The sequence below is a fragment of the Micromonospora sp. WMMD735 genome, assembly GCF_049178995.1.
Classification (GTDB): Bacteria; Actinomycetota; Actinomycetes; order Mycobacteriales; family Micromonosporaceae; genus Micromonospora; species Micromonospora wenchangensis.
Map to the genome: position 1 here is coordinate 5,807,194 of NZ_JBMHMJ010000002.1, position 15,720 is coordinate 5,822,913.

At 74.0% G+C, this 15,720-nt stretch carries 20 protein-coding genes; 12 read left to right on the forward strand and 8 right to left on the reverse strand.

What is annotated here, in order from left to right; all coding sequences use genetic code 11:
- Positions 1 to 4: 4 nt before the first annotated feature.
- Complete coding sequence (locus ACN268_RS25420; protein ID WP_421485369.1) at positions 5 to 172, reverse strand: hypothetical protein; 168 nt, start codon at positions 170 to 172, stop codon at positions 5 to 7.
- Between the two features lie 155 nt (positions 173 to 327).
- On the opposite strand from ACN268_RS25420, the gene ACN268_RS25425 reads away from it, so the two are divergent.
- Positions 328 to 597 carry a hypothetical protein gene (locus tag ACN268_RS25425; protein ID WP_421485370.1) on the forward strand — a complete coding sequence of 90 codons (270 nt, stop codon included), beginning with the start codon at positions 328 to 330 and terminating at the stop codon, positions 595 to 597.
- 86 nt (positions 598 to 683) lie between these two features.
- On the opposite strand, the gene ACN268_RS25430 is transcribed toward ACN268_RS25425, so the two are convergent.
- Together ACN268_RS25430 and ACN268_RS25435 are read right to left on the reverse strand one after the other, a co-directional pair.
- The gene (locus ACN268_RS25430; protein ID WP_421486986.1) at positions 684 to 1,508 is read right to left on the reverse strand and encodes an SDR family NAD(P)-dependent oxidoreductase; all 825 of its coding nucleotides are present in this window, start codon (positions 1,506 to 1,508) and stop codon (positions 684 to 686) included.
- Between the two features lie 127 nt (positions 1,509 to 1,635).
- Positions 1,636 to 2,196, reverse strand: coding sequence for a DUF4190 domain-containing protein (locus ACN268_RS25435; RefSeq protein ID WP_421485372.1), 561 nt, complete (start codon positions 2,194 to 2,196; stop codon positions 1,636 to 1,638).
- Between the two features lie 185 nt (positions 2,197 to 2,381).
- Here ACN268_RS25435 and ACN268_RS25440 point away from each other — a divergent pair, with 185 nt between their 5' ends.
- On the forward strand, positions 2,382 to 3,218 hold the full coding sequence (locus ACN268_RS25440; protein WP_194823078.1) for an SDR family NAD(P)-dependent oxidoreductase: 837 nt from the start codon (positions 2,382 to 2,384) through the stop codon (positions 3,216 to 3,218).
- Here ACN268_RS25440 and ACN268_RS25445 read toward each other — a convergent pair whose 3' ends face one another.
- From ACN268_RS25445 to trxA, 4 genes are all read right to left on the reverse strand, one after another.
- Positions 3,219 to 3,452 (reverse strand): DUF4190 domain-containing protein, encoded by a 234-nt coding sequence (locus ACN268_RS25445; protein WP_420116766.1) that lies wholly within the window; start codon positions 3,450 to 3,452, stop codon positions 3,219 to 3,221.
- 591 nt (positions 3,453 to 4,043) lie between these two features.
- Positions 4,044 to 4,451 (reverse strand): CoA-binding protein, encoded by a 408-nt coding sequence (locus ACN268_RS25450; RefSeq protein WP_204927368.1) that lies wholly within the window; start codon positions 4,449 to 4,451, stop codon positions 4,044 to 4,046.
- Positions 4,452 to 4,539: 88 nt separating this feature from the next.
- Positions 4,540 to 5,586, reverse strand: a complete 1,047-nt coding sequence (locus ACN268_RS25455) for an Rv2578c family radical SAM protein (RefSeq protein WP_421485374.1) — start codon at positions 5,584 to 5,586, stop codon at positions 4,540 to 4,542.
- 85 nt (positions 5,587 to 5,671) lie between these two features.
- Positions 5,672 to 6,034, reverse strand: a complete 363-nt coding sequence (gene trxA / locus ACN268_RS25460; RefSeq protein WP_088647038.1) for a thioredoxin — start codon at positions 6,032 to 6,034, stop codon at positions 5,672 to 5,674.
- 665 nt (positions 6,035 to 6,699) lie between these two features.
- On the opposite strand from trxA, the gene ACN268_RS25465 reads away from it, so the two are divergent.
- From ACN268_RS25465 to ACN268_RS25510, 10 genes are all read left to right on the forward strand, one after another.
- Positions 6,700 to 7,191, forward strand: a complete 492-nt coding sequence (locus tag ACN268_RS25465; RefSeq protein ID WP_421485376.1) for a hypothetical protein — start codon at positions 6,700 to 6,702, stop codon at positions 7,189 to 7,191.
- 98 nt (positions 7,192 to 7,289) lie between these two features.
- Positions 7,290 to 7,913, forward strand: a complete 624-nt coding sequence (locus ACN268_RS25470; protein ID WP_421485378.1) for a TrmH family RNA methyltransferase — start codon at positions 7,290 to 7,292, stop codon at positions 7,911 to 7,913.
- A 131-nt stretch (positions 7,914 to 8,044) separates the two neighbouring features.
- Entirely contained in the window at positions 8,045 to 8,746 is a 702-nt protein-coding gene (locus tag ACN268_RS25475) for a DUF6758 family protein (RefSeq protein WP_307821490.1), read from the forward strand.
- A gap of 116 nt (positions 8,747 to 8,862) precedes the next feature.
- The gene (locus tag ACN268_RS25480; protein ID WP_165942702.1) at positions 8,863 to 9,021 is read left to right on the forward strand and encodes a hypothetical protein; all 159 of its coding nucleotides are present in this window, start codon (positions 8,863 to 8,865) and stop codon (positions 9,019 to 9,021) included.
- Positions 9,022 to 9,027: 6 nt separating this feature from the next.
- Entirely contained in the window at positions 9,028 to 9,894 is an 867-nt protein-coding gene (locus tag ACN268_RS25485; RefSeq protein WP_421485380.1) for a PH domain-containing protein, read from the forward strand.
- A 103-nt stretch (positions 9,895 to 9,997) separates the two neighbouring features.
- Positions 9,998 to 10,912: a SigE family RNA polymerase sigma factor gene (locus tag ACN268_RS25490; RefSeq protein ID WP_421485382.1), complete on the forward strand. Its 915-nt coding sequence runs from the start codon at positions 9,998 to 10,000 to the stop codon at positions 10,910 to 10,912.
- Positions 10,913 to 10,968: 56 nt separating this feature from the next.
- A complete protein-coding gene (locus ACN268_RS25495; protein WP_421485383.1) occupies positions 10,969 to 12,159 on the forward strand; it encodes a hypothetical protein in 1,191 nt (396 codons plus the stop codon).
- 23 nt (positions 12,160 to 12,182) lie between these two features.
- Positions 12,183 to 13,049, forward strand: a complete 867-nt coding sequence (locus tag ACN268_RS25500) for a PHP domain-containing protein (RefSeq protein WP_421485385.1) — start codon at positions 12,183 to 12,185, stop codon at positions 13,047 to 13,049.
- 40 nt (positions 13,050 to 13,089) lie between these two features.
- A complete protein-coding gene (locus tag ACN268_RS25505; protein WP_421485387.1) occupies positions 13,090 to 13,704 on the forward strand; it encodes a MarC family protein in 615 nt (204 codons plus the stop codon).
- A 125-nt stretch (positions 13,705 to 13,829) separates the two neighbouring features.
- Positions 13,830 to 14,666, forward strand: a complete 837-nt coding sequence (locus ACN268_RS25510) for a RecB family exonuclease (RefSeq protein ID WP_421486987.1) — start codon at positions 13,830 to 13,832, stop codon at positions 14,664 to 14,666.
- 36 nt (positions 14,667 to 14,702) lie between these two features.
- Here the strand turns inward: ACN268_RS25510 and ACN268_RS25515 are convergent, their stop codons facing one another.
- On the reverse strand, positions 14,703 to 15,557 hold the full coding sequence (locus ACN268_RS25515) for an oxygenase MpaB family protein (RefSeq protein ID WP_421485389.1): 855 nt from the start codon (positions 15,555 to 15,557) through the stop codon (positions 14,703 to 14,705).
- Positions 15,558 to 15,720: the final 163 nt, after the last annotated feature.

Genomic DNA, 15,720 nt, shown 5'->3' on the forward strand with positions numbered 1-15,720 from the left:
CCGATCATGCGCTCCTGCTCTCATACGTCAGGATGAGGTCGACAAGGAGGATCGGCGTCATCGCTGCCGCCCCGACGAATGCCGCCTGCCAGACCGGCAGATCCGCGATGAATCCGACGACGGCCAGGGTCAGCAGTGCCACCGGATACGCAACCCGCCCGTGACGCGCCATGACCCGACTGTAGCGACCGCCGGCACCTGCCGAGCAAGCCGCGAACAGGTCCCCGGCTGACCGTCGAGCAATGCGTCGCCGGGGCCGCCAAGGAGAACATCAGGATCGTGGAGATTTGTTGTCGCTCCAGCAGCAACAGATCTCCACAGAGCAGGGTGTCTCCGCAGGGCCTGCTCGTTCGTGCCGACTGGCCTCAACTACCGGCTGAGCACCGGGCTGCCCACCTCATCGATGCCGCCCGCGCCTACCTTCGGCCCGGCAACCTCGCTGCCGCCGGGCATACCCTCCTTGATGCTGACATCACCGCCCCTGCCGAGGTCCGTCACCGGCCGTACGCCCGTACCGTGATCGCCGAGATCGCCCGCAGCGGCCCGGCGGCGGCCGGCGTGACCCGGCTGGCCGCCATCGTCGGCCTGACGCGGTGACTCGATCGGGTGCGGGCGCAGGGGTGCCCGAGCATCCCGCGATGGCCACGTCGGTCCCGGGCCGGAACAGTCAGTGTGGGGCCTGGTCAGGTGTCGAGGCCGACGGCGGCGGCGCTGGCGGCCCAGAGGCGCGCGGCAAGCGCCGGGTCGGTGGCGCGCGGCCAGGGCCGGCGCAGCCGCCGGTCGGCGTAGTAGCCACCGTCGACCAGCCGGGACGCCGGCTGGTTGGCCAGCCAGACCAGCGTCTCCGCGCCCTTCTCCGGGCTGCGGAACGGCATCACCCGCATGCCGAGGGCGACCAGCCGGCTGTCCGCGCCGAACCGGGTCCGCACCACCCCCGGATGGAACGAGTACGCCGACACGTCGGGCCAGCGCCGGGCAGCCTCGGCGGCGAACAGGATGTTGGCCTGCTTGCTGGTGCCGTACGCGCGCATCGGCCGGTAGCGGCGCAGCGCGGCGTTGAGATCGTCCGGGTCGAGGGTCCCGCTGCGGTGCGCGCCGGAGGCGGTCACCACCAGCCGGCCGACCCGGTCGACCAGCAGGTTGCTCAGCAGGAACGGGGCCAGGTGGTTGGCCTGGATCGACAGTTCGAACCCGTCGACCGTGCTGAGCGGCTGCAACACGATCGCCCCGGCGTTGTTCGCCAGCACGTCGATCCGGTCGTACGCCGCCCGCAGCCGCTCGGCGAGCCCGCGTACGTCGTCGAGCACGGCGAAGTCGGCGCGGAACAGTTCGGGGCGTTCGCCGGACGCCTCGCGTACCCGGTCACCGGCGGCCTGAAGGCGGGCCGGGTCCCGGCCGACCAGCGCCACCCGGTCGCCGCGCCGGGCCAGCGCCACCGCGGCGGCCAGGCCGATGCCCGAACTGGCCCCGGTCACCACCACGGTCCGCCGCCCGGCGACGTCTTCCACAGGTCCATCCACCCCGGTCACGGCACGAGGTTACCGTGGAGTCACCACGTCCACGGGGGCCGTCGGCTTCTCGTCACGTGCGGGTGACCGGGTGGGCCGCCCAGGGTGCCCGGGGCGGCCCCACCGCTCAGTACGAGGTGCCGTAGCCGGTCGTCGACTCCTGGTTGGCCAGCCAGACGAAGAAGACCACCATGGCGATGGTGGCCAGCACCGCGATGACGGTGGAGATCCACCCGACGACGATGCCGGCGGTGGCGAAGCCCGCGCCGCCCTCCCCCCGTTCCCGGATCTGCCGCCGGGCCACGTGGCCGAGGATCGCGCCGATGAGGCCGATGTAGCCGCCGAGCCCGTAACCGCACAGCCCGATCGCGCCGATGATCGAGACGATCATCGAGGCGATGGCGAGGCCGTTCTGCGGCGGCGGGGGCTGGTAACCGCCGTAACCGGCGTATCCCATCGGCTGCGGGTAGCCGGGCTGCGGGTAGGCGGCAGCGGCGGCGTACGGGTCGACCGGGGCGGCCTGGGCGGGGATGCCCGGCGCGCCCGCGTACGGGTCGGCCGGGGCGTACGGGTCCTTGGCGACCGGTGGGGACGAGATCGGCGGGCCGTCGGCCTGCAGTGTCGGGTCGGGCTGCTGGGCCGACCAGGCCGGGTCCGACCAGCCGTCGGAGGGCGGGGGATAGGTCATCTGATCTTCTCCGTCGCATGTAGGTGCGCCGTCAGGGTAGCCAGGACCACACAGTGGCGAGGTCGGCCCCGTGGTGGCTCGTTGCCCGCACCCGGCCGAGCGGGCAGGATGCCGGCATGGCTATCGACGCGCGTGGGGCCGACCGATCCGGCAGCCGACCGAGGCGGGACGTGAGCCGCCCCGGCCTGGCCCGGCGTACCCGCGCCACCACCGGTGGCAGCCAACCCGGCCAGGACGAGCCGGTGCCGCTGCCGGACCCGGTGACCATGCGGCTGGACGGCCGGGTCGCCCTGGTCACCGGCGCGGGCAGCGCCGACGGCATCGGGTACGCCACCGCCCGTCGACTGGCCGACCTGGGCGCCCGGGTGGCGATCGTCTCCACCACCCGGCGCATCCACGAGCGGGCCGGTGAGCTGGGCGTGACCGGTTTCGTCGCCGACCTGACCGACGAGTCGGAGGTCGGCGCGCTCGCCGACGCGGTCGCCGAACAGCTCGGTGACGTCGAGGTGCTGGTCAACAACGCCGGCCTGGCCAGCCGGGCCAGCCCCGAGGTGCTCCGCCCGGTGGCCCAGCTCAGCTACGACGAGTGGCGCGGCGAGATCGACCGGAACCTGACCACGGCGTTCCTGTGCAGCCGGGCCTTCATCAGCGGGATGGCCGAGCGGGGCTGGGGGCGGATCGTCAACCTCTCGGCCACCGCCGGGCCGGTCAACGCCCTGCCCACCGAGGCGGCGTACGCGGCGGCCAAGGCGGGGGTGGTCGGGCTGACCCGGGCCCTGGCGATGGAGATGATCGCCGACGGGGTGACGGTGAACGCGGTGGCCCCCGGCACCATCTACACGGCGGCCTCCACGATGGCGGAGATCAAGCAGGGGCTCGGCACCCCGGTCGGCCGCCCCGGCACCCCCGACGAGGTGGCCGCCGCGATCAGCTTCCTCTGCTCGCCGGCGGCGTCGTACATCACCGGGCAGATGCTGGTGGTGGACGGCGGCAACAGCGTCCGGGAGGCGCAGTTCCGCTGATCAGTAACCGGTGCCGGTGCTGCTGCCGACGCCGGCCACCACGACGAGGGCGAGCCAGCCGCAGCAGACGAGCACCCCGATCGCGGTGAACGCGTAGCTGAGCACCAGCCCCCAGGTGGCGAGTTGGTCGCCCTCCTCGCCGGTCCGACGGATCTGCCGTTTCGCCAGGTGGCCGAGGACTATGCCGGCCGGTGCGAAGACGATGGCGAACACCAGGGACAGGATCGCCAGCACGTTGGTCCCGCCGCCACCCGGTGGTCCGTACGGCCCGGGTGGTGGGTGGCCCCACCGCTGTTCGCCCGGCTGCTTCCCCCACGGCTGCTGTTCCCAGGCCGGCCCGCCGTGGGGCGGCTGTTCCCAGGCCGGTGGCTGTTCCCACGCCGGTCCGCCCGGCGGCGTGGCGGCCGGCTGTTCGCCCGACGGTGGACCGGTCCAGCCGGGTGCCCCGGGCGGAGGGGCCGACCCGCCCGGCTGACCGATGCCCGGGGACCCACCGGCCGGACCCGCCTCCGCCGGCCGTTGCGGGGTTGACGGTTCGGACTGCTGCGCCCGGGGGGACGGCTCGGATGGTCGGGCCCACGCCGACGGCTCGGGCGCAGCCGGGCTCCACGGTCCCTCCGGTGGGACGGGTGCGGGCGGGGTGGCCGGCTCGCCGGGTGACTCGTACGGTGACGGCGGCTGCTCCGGCTCGCCCGGTGGCGTATTCACGGTGCCCGCCCTCCGCCGCAGGTCAGTGGCCTCTCTCCAGCGGACGCTACCGGCGCGCGGTGCGGCTTTTCACCCGGTTGACGCCGGGTCACCTCGTCGGGGCGGGTCGGGGACCGGTCAGGGAAGCCGGGACAGGCCGGCGGCGGCCCGCTCGACGATCAGGCAGCGGTCCTCGACGTAGTCCATGCCTGCCGCTTCGGCGATCCGCCGCGCCTCGGCGGAGACGATGCCGAGCTGGAGCCAGACCGCCGGCGCGCCGATCGCCGCCGCCTGTCGGACCACCTCGACGGCGTCGCGGGCCGGGCGGAAGACGTTCACCAGGTCCACCGGGTGCGCGATGTCGGCGAGCGACGGGTACGCCCGCTCGCCGAACAACTCGTCGACGGTCGGGTTGACCGGAATGATCCGCCAGCCGTACCGCTGCATCTGCGCCGGCACCCGGTGTGCGGCCTTGCCCGGGTCGCGGGACGCGCCCACGACGGCGATCACGGCGGAGTCGGCGAGGAGCTGCTGTGCGGTCCGCATCCGCCGAGCCTAGCCCGATTCCGGGCGGGTGGGCCCGGCTGCCGGGGCCCGGCTCTGCCCGTACGCCGCAGGTGCCCGACCGGCCCGCTCAGAGCAGGGCGAGCTGTTCGGGGGCGGGTGCGGGCGGTGGGGTCGGCATGCGGCGGGTGTCGCCGGGCTCGCTGCGGTGCAGGCCGTGCCGGCGGGCCGCGATCCGCACCCGGGCGGTCAGCTCCCGCTGGTACGCCTGCGGCGGGTAGGCCCCGGACCGGTACAGCTCGCGGTAGCGGGGGACCAGGTGCGGGAACTCCCGGCCGAGCCAGTGCGCGTACCACTGGCGGGCACCGGGGCGCAGGTGCAGGGCCAGCGGGGTGACGCTGGTGGCACCGGCGGCGGCGATGGCCGCGAGGGTGGCGTCGATCGACGCGTCGTCGTCGCAGAGGCCGGGCAGGATCGGCGCCATCAGCACCCCCACCTCGAAGCCGGCGTCGGTGAGCCGGCGGACCGCGTCGAGCCGGCGGCGCGGGCTCGGGGTGCCCGGCTCCACCGCCCGCCACAGGGCCTCGTCGACGAAGGCCACCGAGAACGACAGGCTGACCCGGGTGACCTCGGCGGCCTGACGCAGCAGCGGCAGGTCGCGCAGGATCAGCGTGCCCTTGGTGAGGATCGAGAACGGGTTGGCGAAGTCCCGCAGTGCCGTGAGGATCGGCGGCAGCAGCCGGTAGCGGCCCTCGGCGCGCTGGTAGCAGTCGACGTTGGTGCCCATCGCGATGGCCGCGCCGCGCCAGCGCGGTGCGGCCAGCTCACGGCGGACCAGCTCCCCGGCGTTGACCTTGACGATCACCTTGCGGTCGAAGTCCGCGCCCGCGTCGAGGTCGAGGTAGGTGTGCGAGTTGCGGGCGAAGCAGTAGACGCAGGCGTGGGTGCAGCCCCGGTACGGGTTGATCGTCCAACTGAACGGCACCTGCGACCCGCCCGGCACCCGGTTGATGATCGACTTGGCCTGCACCTCGTAGAAGGTCATGCCGGCGAAGTCGGGGGTGTCGAACGTGCGGGTGACCGCTCCGGGCAGCGCCAGCGGCAGGGGTGGCGTCGCTGGCGCTGCCCGGTCGGGACGCTCCTCCTCCGGGGGAGCGGAGAGGTGGTCCCAGCGCATGCCGTTCATTCGAACATGTGTGCGAGCGTGGCGCAAGTGAAGCGCCGGCGGTCGGGCCGTCGGGCCCGACCGCCGGCGGCGGTGGTCAGTGCTGGTGGTTGGCGAGCTGCTTGCGGACGTCGTCCATGTCCAGCGCCTGGACCTGCTCGATCAGGTTCTCCAGGGCCGACTCGGGCAGCGCGCCGGGCTGGGCGAAGACGATCACGCCGTCCCGGATCGCCATGATCGTGGGGATCGAGCGGATGTCGAACTTGGCGCCCAGCTCCTGCTGCGCCTCGGTGTCGACCTTGCCGAAGGTGATGTCGGGGTGCTTCTCCGACGAGCGCTCGTAGACCGGGGCGAACCGCTTGCACGGGCCACACCACTCGGCCCAGAAGTCGACCAGCACGATGCCGCTGCTCTCGGTCACCTCGTCGAAGTTGGCCGTGGTCAGCTCAACGGTTGCCATTGGACTCTCCGATCAGCGCGGATTGCTTTTTCCGTCCGGTAGAACCAGGTGGTACCCCGGCAAATTCCCGGGTGGGAGGCGCCGAAACCGGCCACCGGGAAGCGCCGATCACGCTCATCGAGCTGCATCTGTCGATGCGCGCGTGCGGATTGCACTTGCACGACGCATTTGCGTGACGGCCCGTGATGGGAGCGTTTCCAGGGAGATCGCCGCCCGGAGCAGCCAACATGCGTCAACTTGTCGCCTGACAAGGTACTACTTCACCTGCGGAGATCGCTCTCTCGTTGATCGTTAGTGACTCTGAGTATTGTTACGAAAAGATAAATGTGACCTCCGTCTCTGTCCGTTCATCGTCGCGGTGGGGCAGAATCTTCGACATCAGAGCGTGGGCGGCGGGTGCCGGGGAGGGCCCCGCCGCTCATTGCGTCTCCCCCCGGGTGGGCCCGGGAGTGACATTTCGCCGTCACCCGCCGCCCGGTGTCTCCTTAACCAGCGGTAAGGCAGGTCGGGTCGACCGCCGGTAAGGCATGCCGAGTCGTGCCCACCGCTACCAGACGGCGACACGCGGGTGCCCGTACCGCGACCCCGGTGGCGGGCGGGCGCGGATCGCGCCGGGACGAGCCCGCCACCCGTCCGGCGGGCTTATGCTGACGGCGGAGGTCCTGATGAGCCACTCCCTCGCCGGAGAGCCGCCCTCTGCCGGACGGCGTGCCGCACCGCTGACCACCGCCGTCTACTCCGCCACCGAGTGGGACCTGCTCACCACCCTGCCCGGTCGGGTGCTGGTGGCCGCCGCCTCACCCGGTCCCGGTCGCCCGCCCCGGGACGTCACCGCCGGCCTCGTCGGGCTGGACGCGCTCGCCGCCGGCCGAGCCTCCGACAGCGACCTCGTCCGCGCCGTGGTCGCCGCGATCTACGCCCGGCACGACGGCGCGACCGCTGCGGTCCGCGGGCCCTGCGGCCCGGCGGACCTGCCGCCGGCCTGCCGGGCCGCCGTCCGGGTGCTGCGCCGCCGGGCCGACCCCGCGGACTCCGCCGCGTACCGGCAGTGGGTGGAGTCGGTGGCGGTCCGGGTCTGCCGCACCGGTGTCCCCGACCCCATCGACCAGCGGTTCCTGGACCGCCTCGGCGACGCGTTGGGCCTGCGCGGGCGGTGAGGGCGCGACGGTCCGGCGGACCCGGGCGGGCGCCCCGGAGGACACCGGTCGGGGTGGCGCACGCGGCCCGCCGCGGCGGGCCGTACCCTCTTGGAACCGTGACCGAGGACCAGCTCGACGTGGGTGTCGGACCGTGGCCGGGCGACCCGCCGGACGACCCGCGCTACGACCCGGAGCTGCTCGCCGCCGGCGACCGGCGCAACGTGGTGGACCGCTACCGTTACTGGCGGCGGGAGGCCGTCGTGGCCGACCTGGACACCCGGCGGCACGAGTTCCACGTGGCCATCGAGAACTGGCAGCACGACTTCAACATCGGCACGGTGGTCCGCAACGCCAACGCCTTCCTCGCCGCCGAGGTGCACATCGTCGGGTTGCGCCGGTGGAACCGTCGGGGCGCCATGGTCACCGACCGGTACCAGCACGTCCGGCACCATCCGACGATCGAGGAGTTCGTCGGCTGGGCCGCCGGCCGGGAGCTGCCGGTGGTCGGCATCGACAACCTGCCCGGTAGCCGGCCGTTGGAGACCACCACCCTGCCCCGGCGCTGCGTGCTGCTCTTCGGCCAGGAGGGGCCGGGGCTGTCCGCCGCCGCCCGTACCGCCTGCGACCAGCTCTTCTCGATCGCCCAGTACGGCTCGACCCGGTCGATCAACGCCGGGGTGGCCAGCGGCATCGCCATGCACGCCTGGGTACGCGCCCACGCCGCCGCCCCGCCCGCCTGACCCCTCCCCGCCCGACCCGCACCCCACCACCGACCGCAGGAATTCGCGGCACGGGCGCTGAGGTGGGGAAAAGGGCGGCACGTCCGTGGCGGCGGCTTGACGCCGACGCGTCGCCGGGCCACGGTGGGGATGTGAGTGTCGTGGTGAGTTGTCCGAGGTGTGCGGGTCAGGTACGCCCACCGGACCTGATGCACGGTGAGTCGCGGTGCGTCAGGTGCGGACCGGTCGCCCCGCTGCACGTGCCCGAGCACATCGACGCCGACATCGTGGCGAGCGTGGTGGACCGGGTGGCCGCCGAGAGTGACCCGCAGCGGCCCGCGCTGCCGCTGTGGTGCCCGTGGCCGCTGCCGTCCGGCTGGACGGTGACCGGGGTGGCCTGGGCCGGTGACGAGGCCGGTGGCGTCCGCGCCACGGCCGTCGCGTGCGCCGGGCCGGCGCCGCTCGGTGGTGGACCGGCCGAACTGGTCCTGGTGGCCGAGGAACCGGGGGTGGGACTGGGCACCCGGTTCGCCGGGGTGGCCGGCCCGGACCCCGGTCCAGAGTTGACGGAGGTGCTGGCCGGGCCCGGTCCCGGCCCTGGTCACCCCGAGCATGTCGAGCCGGCGCGGATCAGGGTGGGCGGTCATCCGACTCCACTGTGGTTAATCAATTCGGCAACGGATCGAAGCGCGTACGCCGGTGAGGCTCGGGGAATGTGGCTCCATGCGATAGCCTGGCCGGCGAGCGCGGGTCACCTCCTCGCGGAAGATGTCGTCCTGCACGACCTCACCGAGTGGACTCCGCCCGAGCTCGTGTACGGCGCTCCATCCCCGTACCTGCACGGAGGGGCCTGACGGTCCTCCGGGTGAGTCGGAGATGGGACGCAGATATTCACGCTACGACATCATGCTGATACTCTGGGTGCCGCTGCGGTAAACGGACCCGGCGCCGCGCGAGAGGATGGCCCGCTATGGTCAAGAAGGTCCTCACCTGGGCCGGTATCGCATTCTTGATCTTCTTCGTTGCCTACCGGCCAAACTCGGCAGCGGACGTCTTCAAGTCGCTCGGCGGTGGCATCGTGGACATCGCCCAGGGCTTCGGCGACTTCTTCACGAGCCTCGTCGCCTAACCCCCGATGGGCAGCCCCTCCGGACCCCCGTTCGACCCGGACGATCCCGGCCGGGACCGCCGGGAGCGGGACACCGAGCCGATCCCGAGGTACCGACCCGACGACGGGCCGGCCTACGGGTCCGGTGCGGGACCCACCGGCGGACCGTCCTTCTCGGACGACGCCGGCTACGGCGACGCCCCGGGATTCGGCGGACAGGGGCGGACCTGGGTCCGTGACCCGGAGGCGGGCTACCAGCAGCCGGTCATCTCCGAAGAGGAACTGGCCGGCCTGCGGTCCGACGCCCAGGGCATGACACCCCGCCGGGTGCTCCCCCTGGAGGACGAGCCCAGCTCCCTGGTCGCCCGCTACCTCTTCCCCACCGAGCGCTACCGGGGTGAGTGGAAGCGGCACTGGATCCACCTCGGCACCCCGATCGTCATCGGGGTGGCGGCCACCTTCATCCTCGGCTACCTCTCCGGCTTCCTCGCCGGGCAGGACGTCGGCGCCCTCACCACCATCGCCGTGCTGCTCTGGTTTGCGGTGATGGGCTGGGTCGCGTGGAAGGTCGCCGACTGGTGGTACGACCGGTTCATCCTGACCAACAAGCGGGTCATGGTGGTCAACGGCATCGTCACCCGCAAGGTCGCCATGATGCCGCTGGCCCGGGTCACCGACATGAAGTACGAGCAGACCCCCACCGGTCGGGCCCTCAACTACGGCACCTTCGTGCTGGAGTCCGCCGGCCAGGAGCAGGCGCTACGGGAGATCAAGAATCTGCCCAACCCGAACGAGCTCTACCTGCGGGTCGTCGAGGAGATGTACGAGCCGCAGGCGGTCGAGGCCCGGTTGGGCAAGGAGGCCGACGAGGCGAAGGCCGACGACGGCGCCTGAAGGTTTTCGTCCGTACGTCGGGTGAACTGCCCACCTTCCGCCGTCGACCGGACCCTGTCCGGCGTGACAGCCTGCCAGACAGGACGGGGTGCGGAGGTGAGCGGTGGCCGACCGGGATCCGCTGGAGGACGAGTTCCGCGACTTCGTCGCGGCGCGCTCCGGCGCCCTGCTGCGTACCGCGTACCTGCTCGCCGGGGACTGGGCCACCGCCGAGGACCTGCTCCAGACCGCGCTGACCAAGACGTACCTGGCCTGGCGGCGGTTGGGCGGGATCGAGGCGGTCGAGCCGTACGCCCGACGGGTGATGGTCAACACGTCCACCAGTTGGTGGCGGCGTCGATGGCACGGTGAGCGCCCCACCGAGGTGCTGCCCGAGCGGGCCGGGGTGGACGAGATCGAGCAGCAGCTCGACCGGGACGCCCTCTGGCGACACCTGCGCATGCTGCCGGCCCGGCAGCGGGCGGTGCTGGTGCTGCGCTACTACGAGGACCTGTCCGAGGCCCAGACGGCGGCCCTGCTGGAGATCTCTCCCGGCACGGTGAAGAGCCAGACGTCGCGCGCCCTGAACACCCTGCGCCGCCGGCTCGCCGCCGAAGGGCTGGACGACCTCGCCGCCGACCCGACCGGCCGCCCCACCCCGGGCGTCCCGACGGCCCGCCCGACCACCACCGCCCGGCCCTCCCTCGCCGCCCGTACGCCGACGCCCGACCGGGCCACCGGCGCAACCCGGGCACCCGCGCCGGGCCGGACCCCGGTCGGTGGGGAGCGGCGCGCCACCCGCACCGGCCCGCCGGTGGAGGCGACCAGGTTGCCCGCTGCGGAGCATGCCGGGGCGCTGCCCGCCCCCGACCGCACCGGCCCGCCACCCGCCCTCGCCGCTGTGCCGCCCACCCGGGTCGGCGCCTCCCCACCGGGAGCGGCACCCGCCGGGACCGGCGACGACCCGCCGACGGCCCAGCCGGTCGGCGCGGGCACCCGACCGAACCCGACCACCGCGGTCGCTGCGGAGAGCCGATGAAACCCTCCTCACCCCGGTCGGACAACCAGACCGGTGCCCCCGGGCGTCCATTCGCCGTGACGCACGACGAGCCGCTGGAGCAGGCGCTGCGGGAGACCCTCGTCCAGCGGGTCGCCGTACCGCACCGGCTGCCCGCCGACCCGGCCGGGGTGGCGCTCGGGCGGGCCCGGCGGGCGCGACGACGGCGTACGGTCACCGGGCTCGCCCTGGCCGGCGTGGTGACCGCCCTGGCCACCGGGGGGATGAGCCAGCTCGGCGGGCAGGCGGACCGCCCCACCACGCCGACCGTGGTGCTCGGCGACCCGCGCGGGGTGGCCAGCCTGTCCGCCGGGCCGGTCGCGCCCGCCCCGCCGCAGCAACCCGCCGACGGCGCGGTCGACCTGGTCGTCGCCGGCACCCTGGTCACCGCCGCCGGGCAACGGTACGAGCTGGGCGTCGGGCCGGTCGAACGCGCGCAACGGCTGCCCGACCACGGCGGCTGGCTGCTGACCGGGGCGGTCACCGCGGCCGGCCGTACCCTCTGGGTGGTGCCCGCCGGGGGTGAGCCCCGGGCGTTGCTCGCCGGGGCGGACGAGATCGCCCTGTCGCCCGACGGCCGGCAGGTGGCCTGGCGTGACGACGGCCGGCTCTTCGCCGCCGTGATCGTCGCCGGTCAACTCATCGCCCTCGTGACCGGACCACCCGCCGACGCGGTGCCGGTCCGGTTCGTCGGCGACCGGGTGCTGCTGCGCGCCGGTTCCGCAGGCGGCCACCGGTGGTGGCGGCCGACGCCCGGCGGGTCACCCGGGCCCGTCGCCCCGGACGTCCTCGACGTCTACGGGACCATGCCGGACGGCCGGTTGGTCGCCCGGGTGCCTGCCGGGGCCCGGAGCGGCCTGGCCGTGCTCGACCCCGACCTCACCCCGGCCACCACCCGGGGAGCACCGACGCCCGCCGACGACGGCCGGGGTGCGGTCTCTCCCGACGGGCGCTGGCTGCTGGTCAACGGCCGGGTCGCCGGGGTGGACGGCGCGGTCCTGGTCGACCTGACCGGCACCGCCGCGCCGTCGCGGACCGCCGGGCCGATGATCGACGGCGTGGTGACCTGGACGGACGCCCGGACGGCGGGGTACGTCGACCCGGACGGCGCGCTGGTCCGGCTGCGCCCCGCCGAGGCGCTGGCGGGCCAGCGGGCCACCTCGACCCCGGTCGCCGGGGTCGCCGACGGCGTCCGACCGGTGCTGGTGACCGGCACCGACCCGGGGTGACCTGCCCGGGTAGCGTCGGGATCATGCCCGCGCGCCCGCTGATCGACCTGCACGCCCACTCCACCGCCAGCGACGGCACGCTGGGCCCGGCCGAACTGGTCCGGGCCGCCGCCGACGCCGGGTTGGACGTCGTGGCGATCACCGACCACGACACCACCGCCGGGTGGGCGGCGGCGGTCGACGCGTTGCCGGCCGGGCTCAGCCTCGTCCGGGGCGCGGAACTGTCCTGCCGCTGGCAGGGCGCCCGACCGGCGCTCCCGCTGCACCTGCTGGCGTACCTGTTCGACCCGGAACACCCCGAGCTGGTCGCCGAGCTGGTCCGGGTACGCCAGGCCCGGGAGGCACGCGGGGAACGGATCGTCGAGCTGCTGCGCGCCGACGGGATCGACGTGAGCTGGCCGGAGATCCTGACCGCCGCCGACGGGGGCACGGTCGGTCGCCCGCACATCGCCGCCGCGCTGATCCGGGCCGGCCTGGTCGCCACCACCACCGAGGCGTTCGGCCCGCAGTGGCTGGGGCAGCGGTACCGGCTACCCAAGGAGGACATCGACGTGTTCCGGGCCGTGGAACTGGTCCGGGCGGCCGGCGGCGTGCCGGTGTTCGCCCACCCCCGGGCCAGCCGGCGGGGGCGGATCGTCCCCGACGCGCTGCTCGCCGAGCTGGCCGACGCGGGGCTCGCCGGCCTGGAGGCCGACCACGAGGACCACACCCCCGCCGAGGCGGCGCACGTCCGGGGGCTCGCCGCCGACCTGGGCCTGCTGGTCACCGGCTCGTCGGACTTCCACGGTAGCCACAAGAGCGTCCGGCTGGGCGCGCACACCACCGCCGTGGAGGCGTACGAGCGGATCGTCGCGGGGTCCTCCGGAGTGACCGGCGTCGCTTCCGGCTGATCCGCGTTTCGCCTACCAGCGGCACCGCTACCCTCGTCCGGTGGATCTCAAGCTCTTCGGTGAGGTCTTCGTGACCCTGCTGGTCATCGTCGACCCGCCGGGCATGATGCCGATCTTCCTCGCCCTGACCGGCCCGCTGCCGGCCCGTGACCGTAACCGGGCCGCCTGGCAGGCGGTCGCGTTGGCGCTCGGCGTCATCGTGGTCTTCGCCGTCGCGGGCCAGACCCTCCTCGCCTACCTGCACGTCGACCTGCCGGCGTTGCAGGCGGCCGGCGGCCTGCTGCTGATCCTGGTGGCGCTGGAACTGCTCACCGGCAAGGCCGACGACCCCAGCCAGCAGGCCACCTCCAACATCGCCCTGGTGCCGCTGGGCACCCCGCTGCTGGCCGGGCCCGGCGCGATCGTGGCGACCATGCTGTTCGTGCAGCAGTCCGAGGGCGTCGGGCAGGTCTCGGCGATCGCCGCCGCGATCGTCGCGGTGATGCTGGCGGTCTGGGTGGTGCTGCGGTTCTCCGGCGGGATCGTCAAGATCCTCCGGCCGGGCGGCATCGAGGTGCTGACCCGGATCGCCGGCCTGCTGCTGGCCGCCATCGCCGTGCAGCTCATCGCCGACGCGGTGGCCGCCTTCGTCACCCAGTACGTGAACATGGGCTGACCCGTCGTCGTGCCGCCGTCGGGCTGTCGTACCGGGCTGGCAGGATCACGGGGGTGCGACGAGCCTCCTCCGCCGGCACCCCCCGGCCCCGCTCCGGCCAGCCCGAGCAACTCGGCTTCGCCGGCATGCCCGAACGGCTCTTCACCTGCACACCCAGCAAACTCGGCGCGTACGCCGACTGCCCCCGGCGCTACCGTTACGCCTACCTCGACCGACCGGCCCCGCCCAAGGGCCCGCCGTGGGCGCACAACTCGCTCGGCGCGAGCGTGCACACCGCCCTGAAGAACTGGTATGCGCTGCCCGCCGACCGGCGGCGTCCCGAGGCGCTGCCCGCCCTGCTCAAGGGCACCTGGGTCCGCGAGGGCTACCGCGACGACGAGCAGGAACGCGCAGCCTACCAGCGGGCGCTGGGCTGGCTGGAGGGCTACGTCGCGACCCTCGACCCCGGCGACGACCCGCTGGGCGTGGAACGGGTGGTCGCCGTCAAGACGGCAGTGCTGGCCTTCAACGGGCGGGCCGACCGGATCGACTCCCGTCCCGGCCCGGACGGCCCCGAACTGGTCATCGTCGACTACAAGACCGGCCGTACCGGGCTGGACGCCGACGACGCACGCGGCTCGCAGGCGCTCGCCCTCTACGCGTACGCCGCCGAGCGGACGTTCCGCCGGCCCTGCCGCCGGGTGGAGCTGCACCACCTGCCGACCGGCACCGTCGCCGGGCACGACCACAGCGAGGAGTCGCTGGCCCGGCAGCTCAGCCGCGCCGAGGACACCGCGCGGGACATCATGGCCGCCGAGCGGGCGGTCACCGAGGGGGCCGACCCGGACGAGGCGTTCCCCACCGTGGCCGGGCCCCGCTGCGGCTGGTGCGACTACCGCCGTACCTGCCCGGTCGGCGCGCAGACCCCCGGCCGGGAGCCGTGGTCGGCGATCGACCGTCCCGCCGCTCCGCAGGCCGACTGACCGGCCTCCCGCGTCGGGGCGGCCCGTCCGGGGCGGTCAGGCGGCGACGGTGAGGCGGGCGGCACGGTCCTTCGCCGCCTGCTGGATCGGGCTCTCCCGCCAGTTGCGGGGCAGCGCCGTCAGGGCCAGCCGCAGCGTCCGGACGCTCAGGTCGGCCGACAGCGCGGTGGTGGGCAGCCCCAGGCCGCCGTAGAGCCGCAACGCCCACGGTGGCAGCAGCCCGAGCGCCGTGCCGGCCACCCCGAAGTACGCCCAGCGTGGCGGCCCCAGGCTCAGCCCGAGGCGGGCCGGTCGGCTGAGTTTCCACGGGATCGGCGGGGCGGTCAGGAACAGCGCGGTCTCCGCCGCCTCCTTCGTCATCCGCAACTCGGGCCGGACCGCCCGGTAGTACTCGGCCACCTCGGCGGCGCTGCCGGGCACCCCGGCCGGGTCCAGCCCCACCAGCGCGGCGGCCCGCCGCTGCTCGGCGTAGTACCCGTCCACCTCGGCGTCGGTCAGCGACAGACCGGCCCGGCGGGCGGTGCCGACGAACGACTCGACCTCGGTGACGTGCACCCAGCGCAGCAGGTCCGGCTCGTCGATCCGGAACCGCTCCCCGGTGAACAGGTCGGTGGCGCGCAGCCGGCCGTGCAGGGCCCGCAACCGCCGGCCGGCCCGCTCGGCCTCGGCGGTGGTGCCGTAGACGACCGTGTCGACGTACGTGCCGGTGCGTACCAGCCGGCCCCAGGCGTCCGACCGGTAGTTGCTGTTCTGGGCCACCCCGGCCATCGCCCGGGGGTGCAGGGCCTGGAGGTAGAGGGAACGCAGGCCGGCGACGATCAGGATCGGCTCGTCGTGCACCTTCCAGGTGACCGAACCGGGACCGAAGAGGCCGAGATCGTCGGTGTCCACCCGTCAACAGTGCCACGCCCGGCCGGGAACCGCCGGCCGTCGGGGCGCTGCCCGGGGTACCGCCGGGCGGGATGAACCGGAGCGACCTTCGCCGCGTGTACGCCTACGAAGCAGGTCGCGACGTACGCTGTCTGCCGCAACCCGCATTCCACGCTCGGAGGTG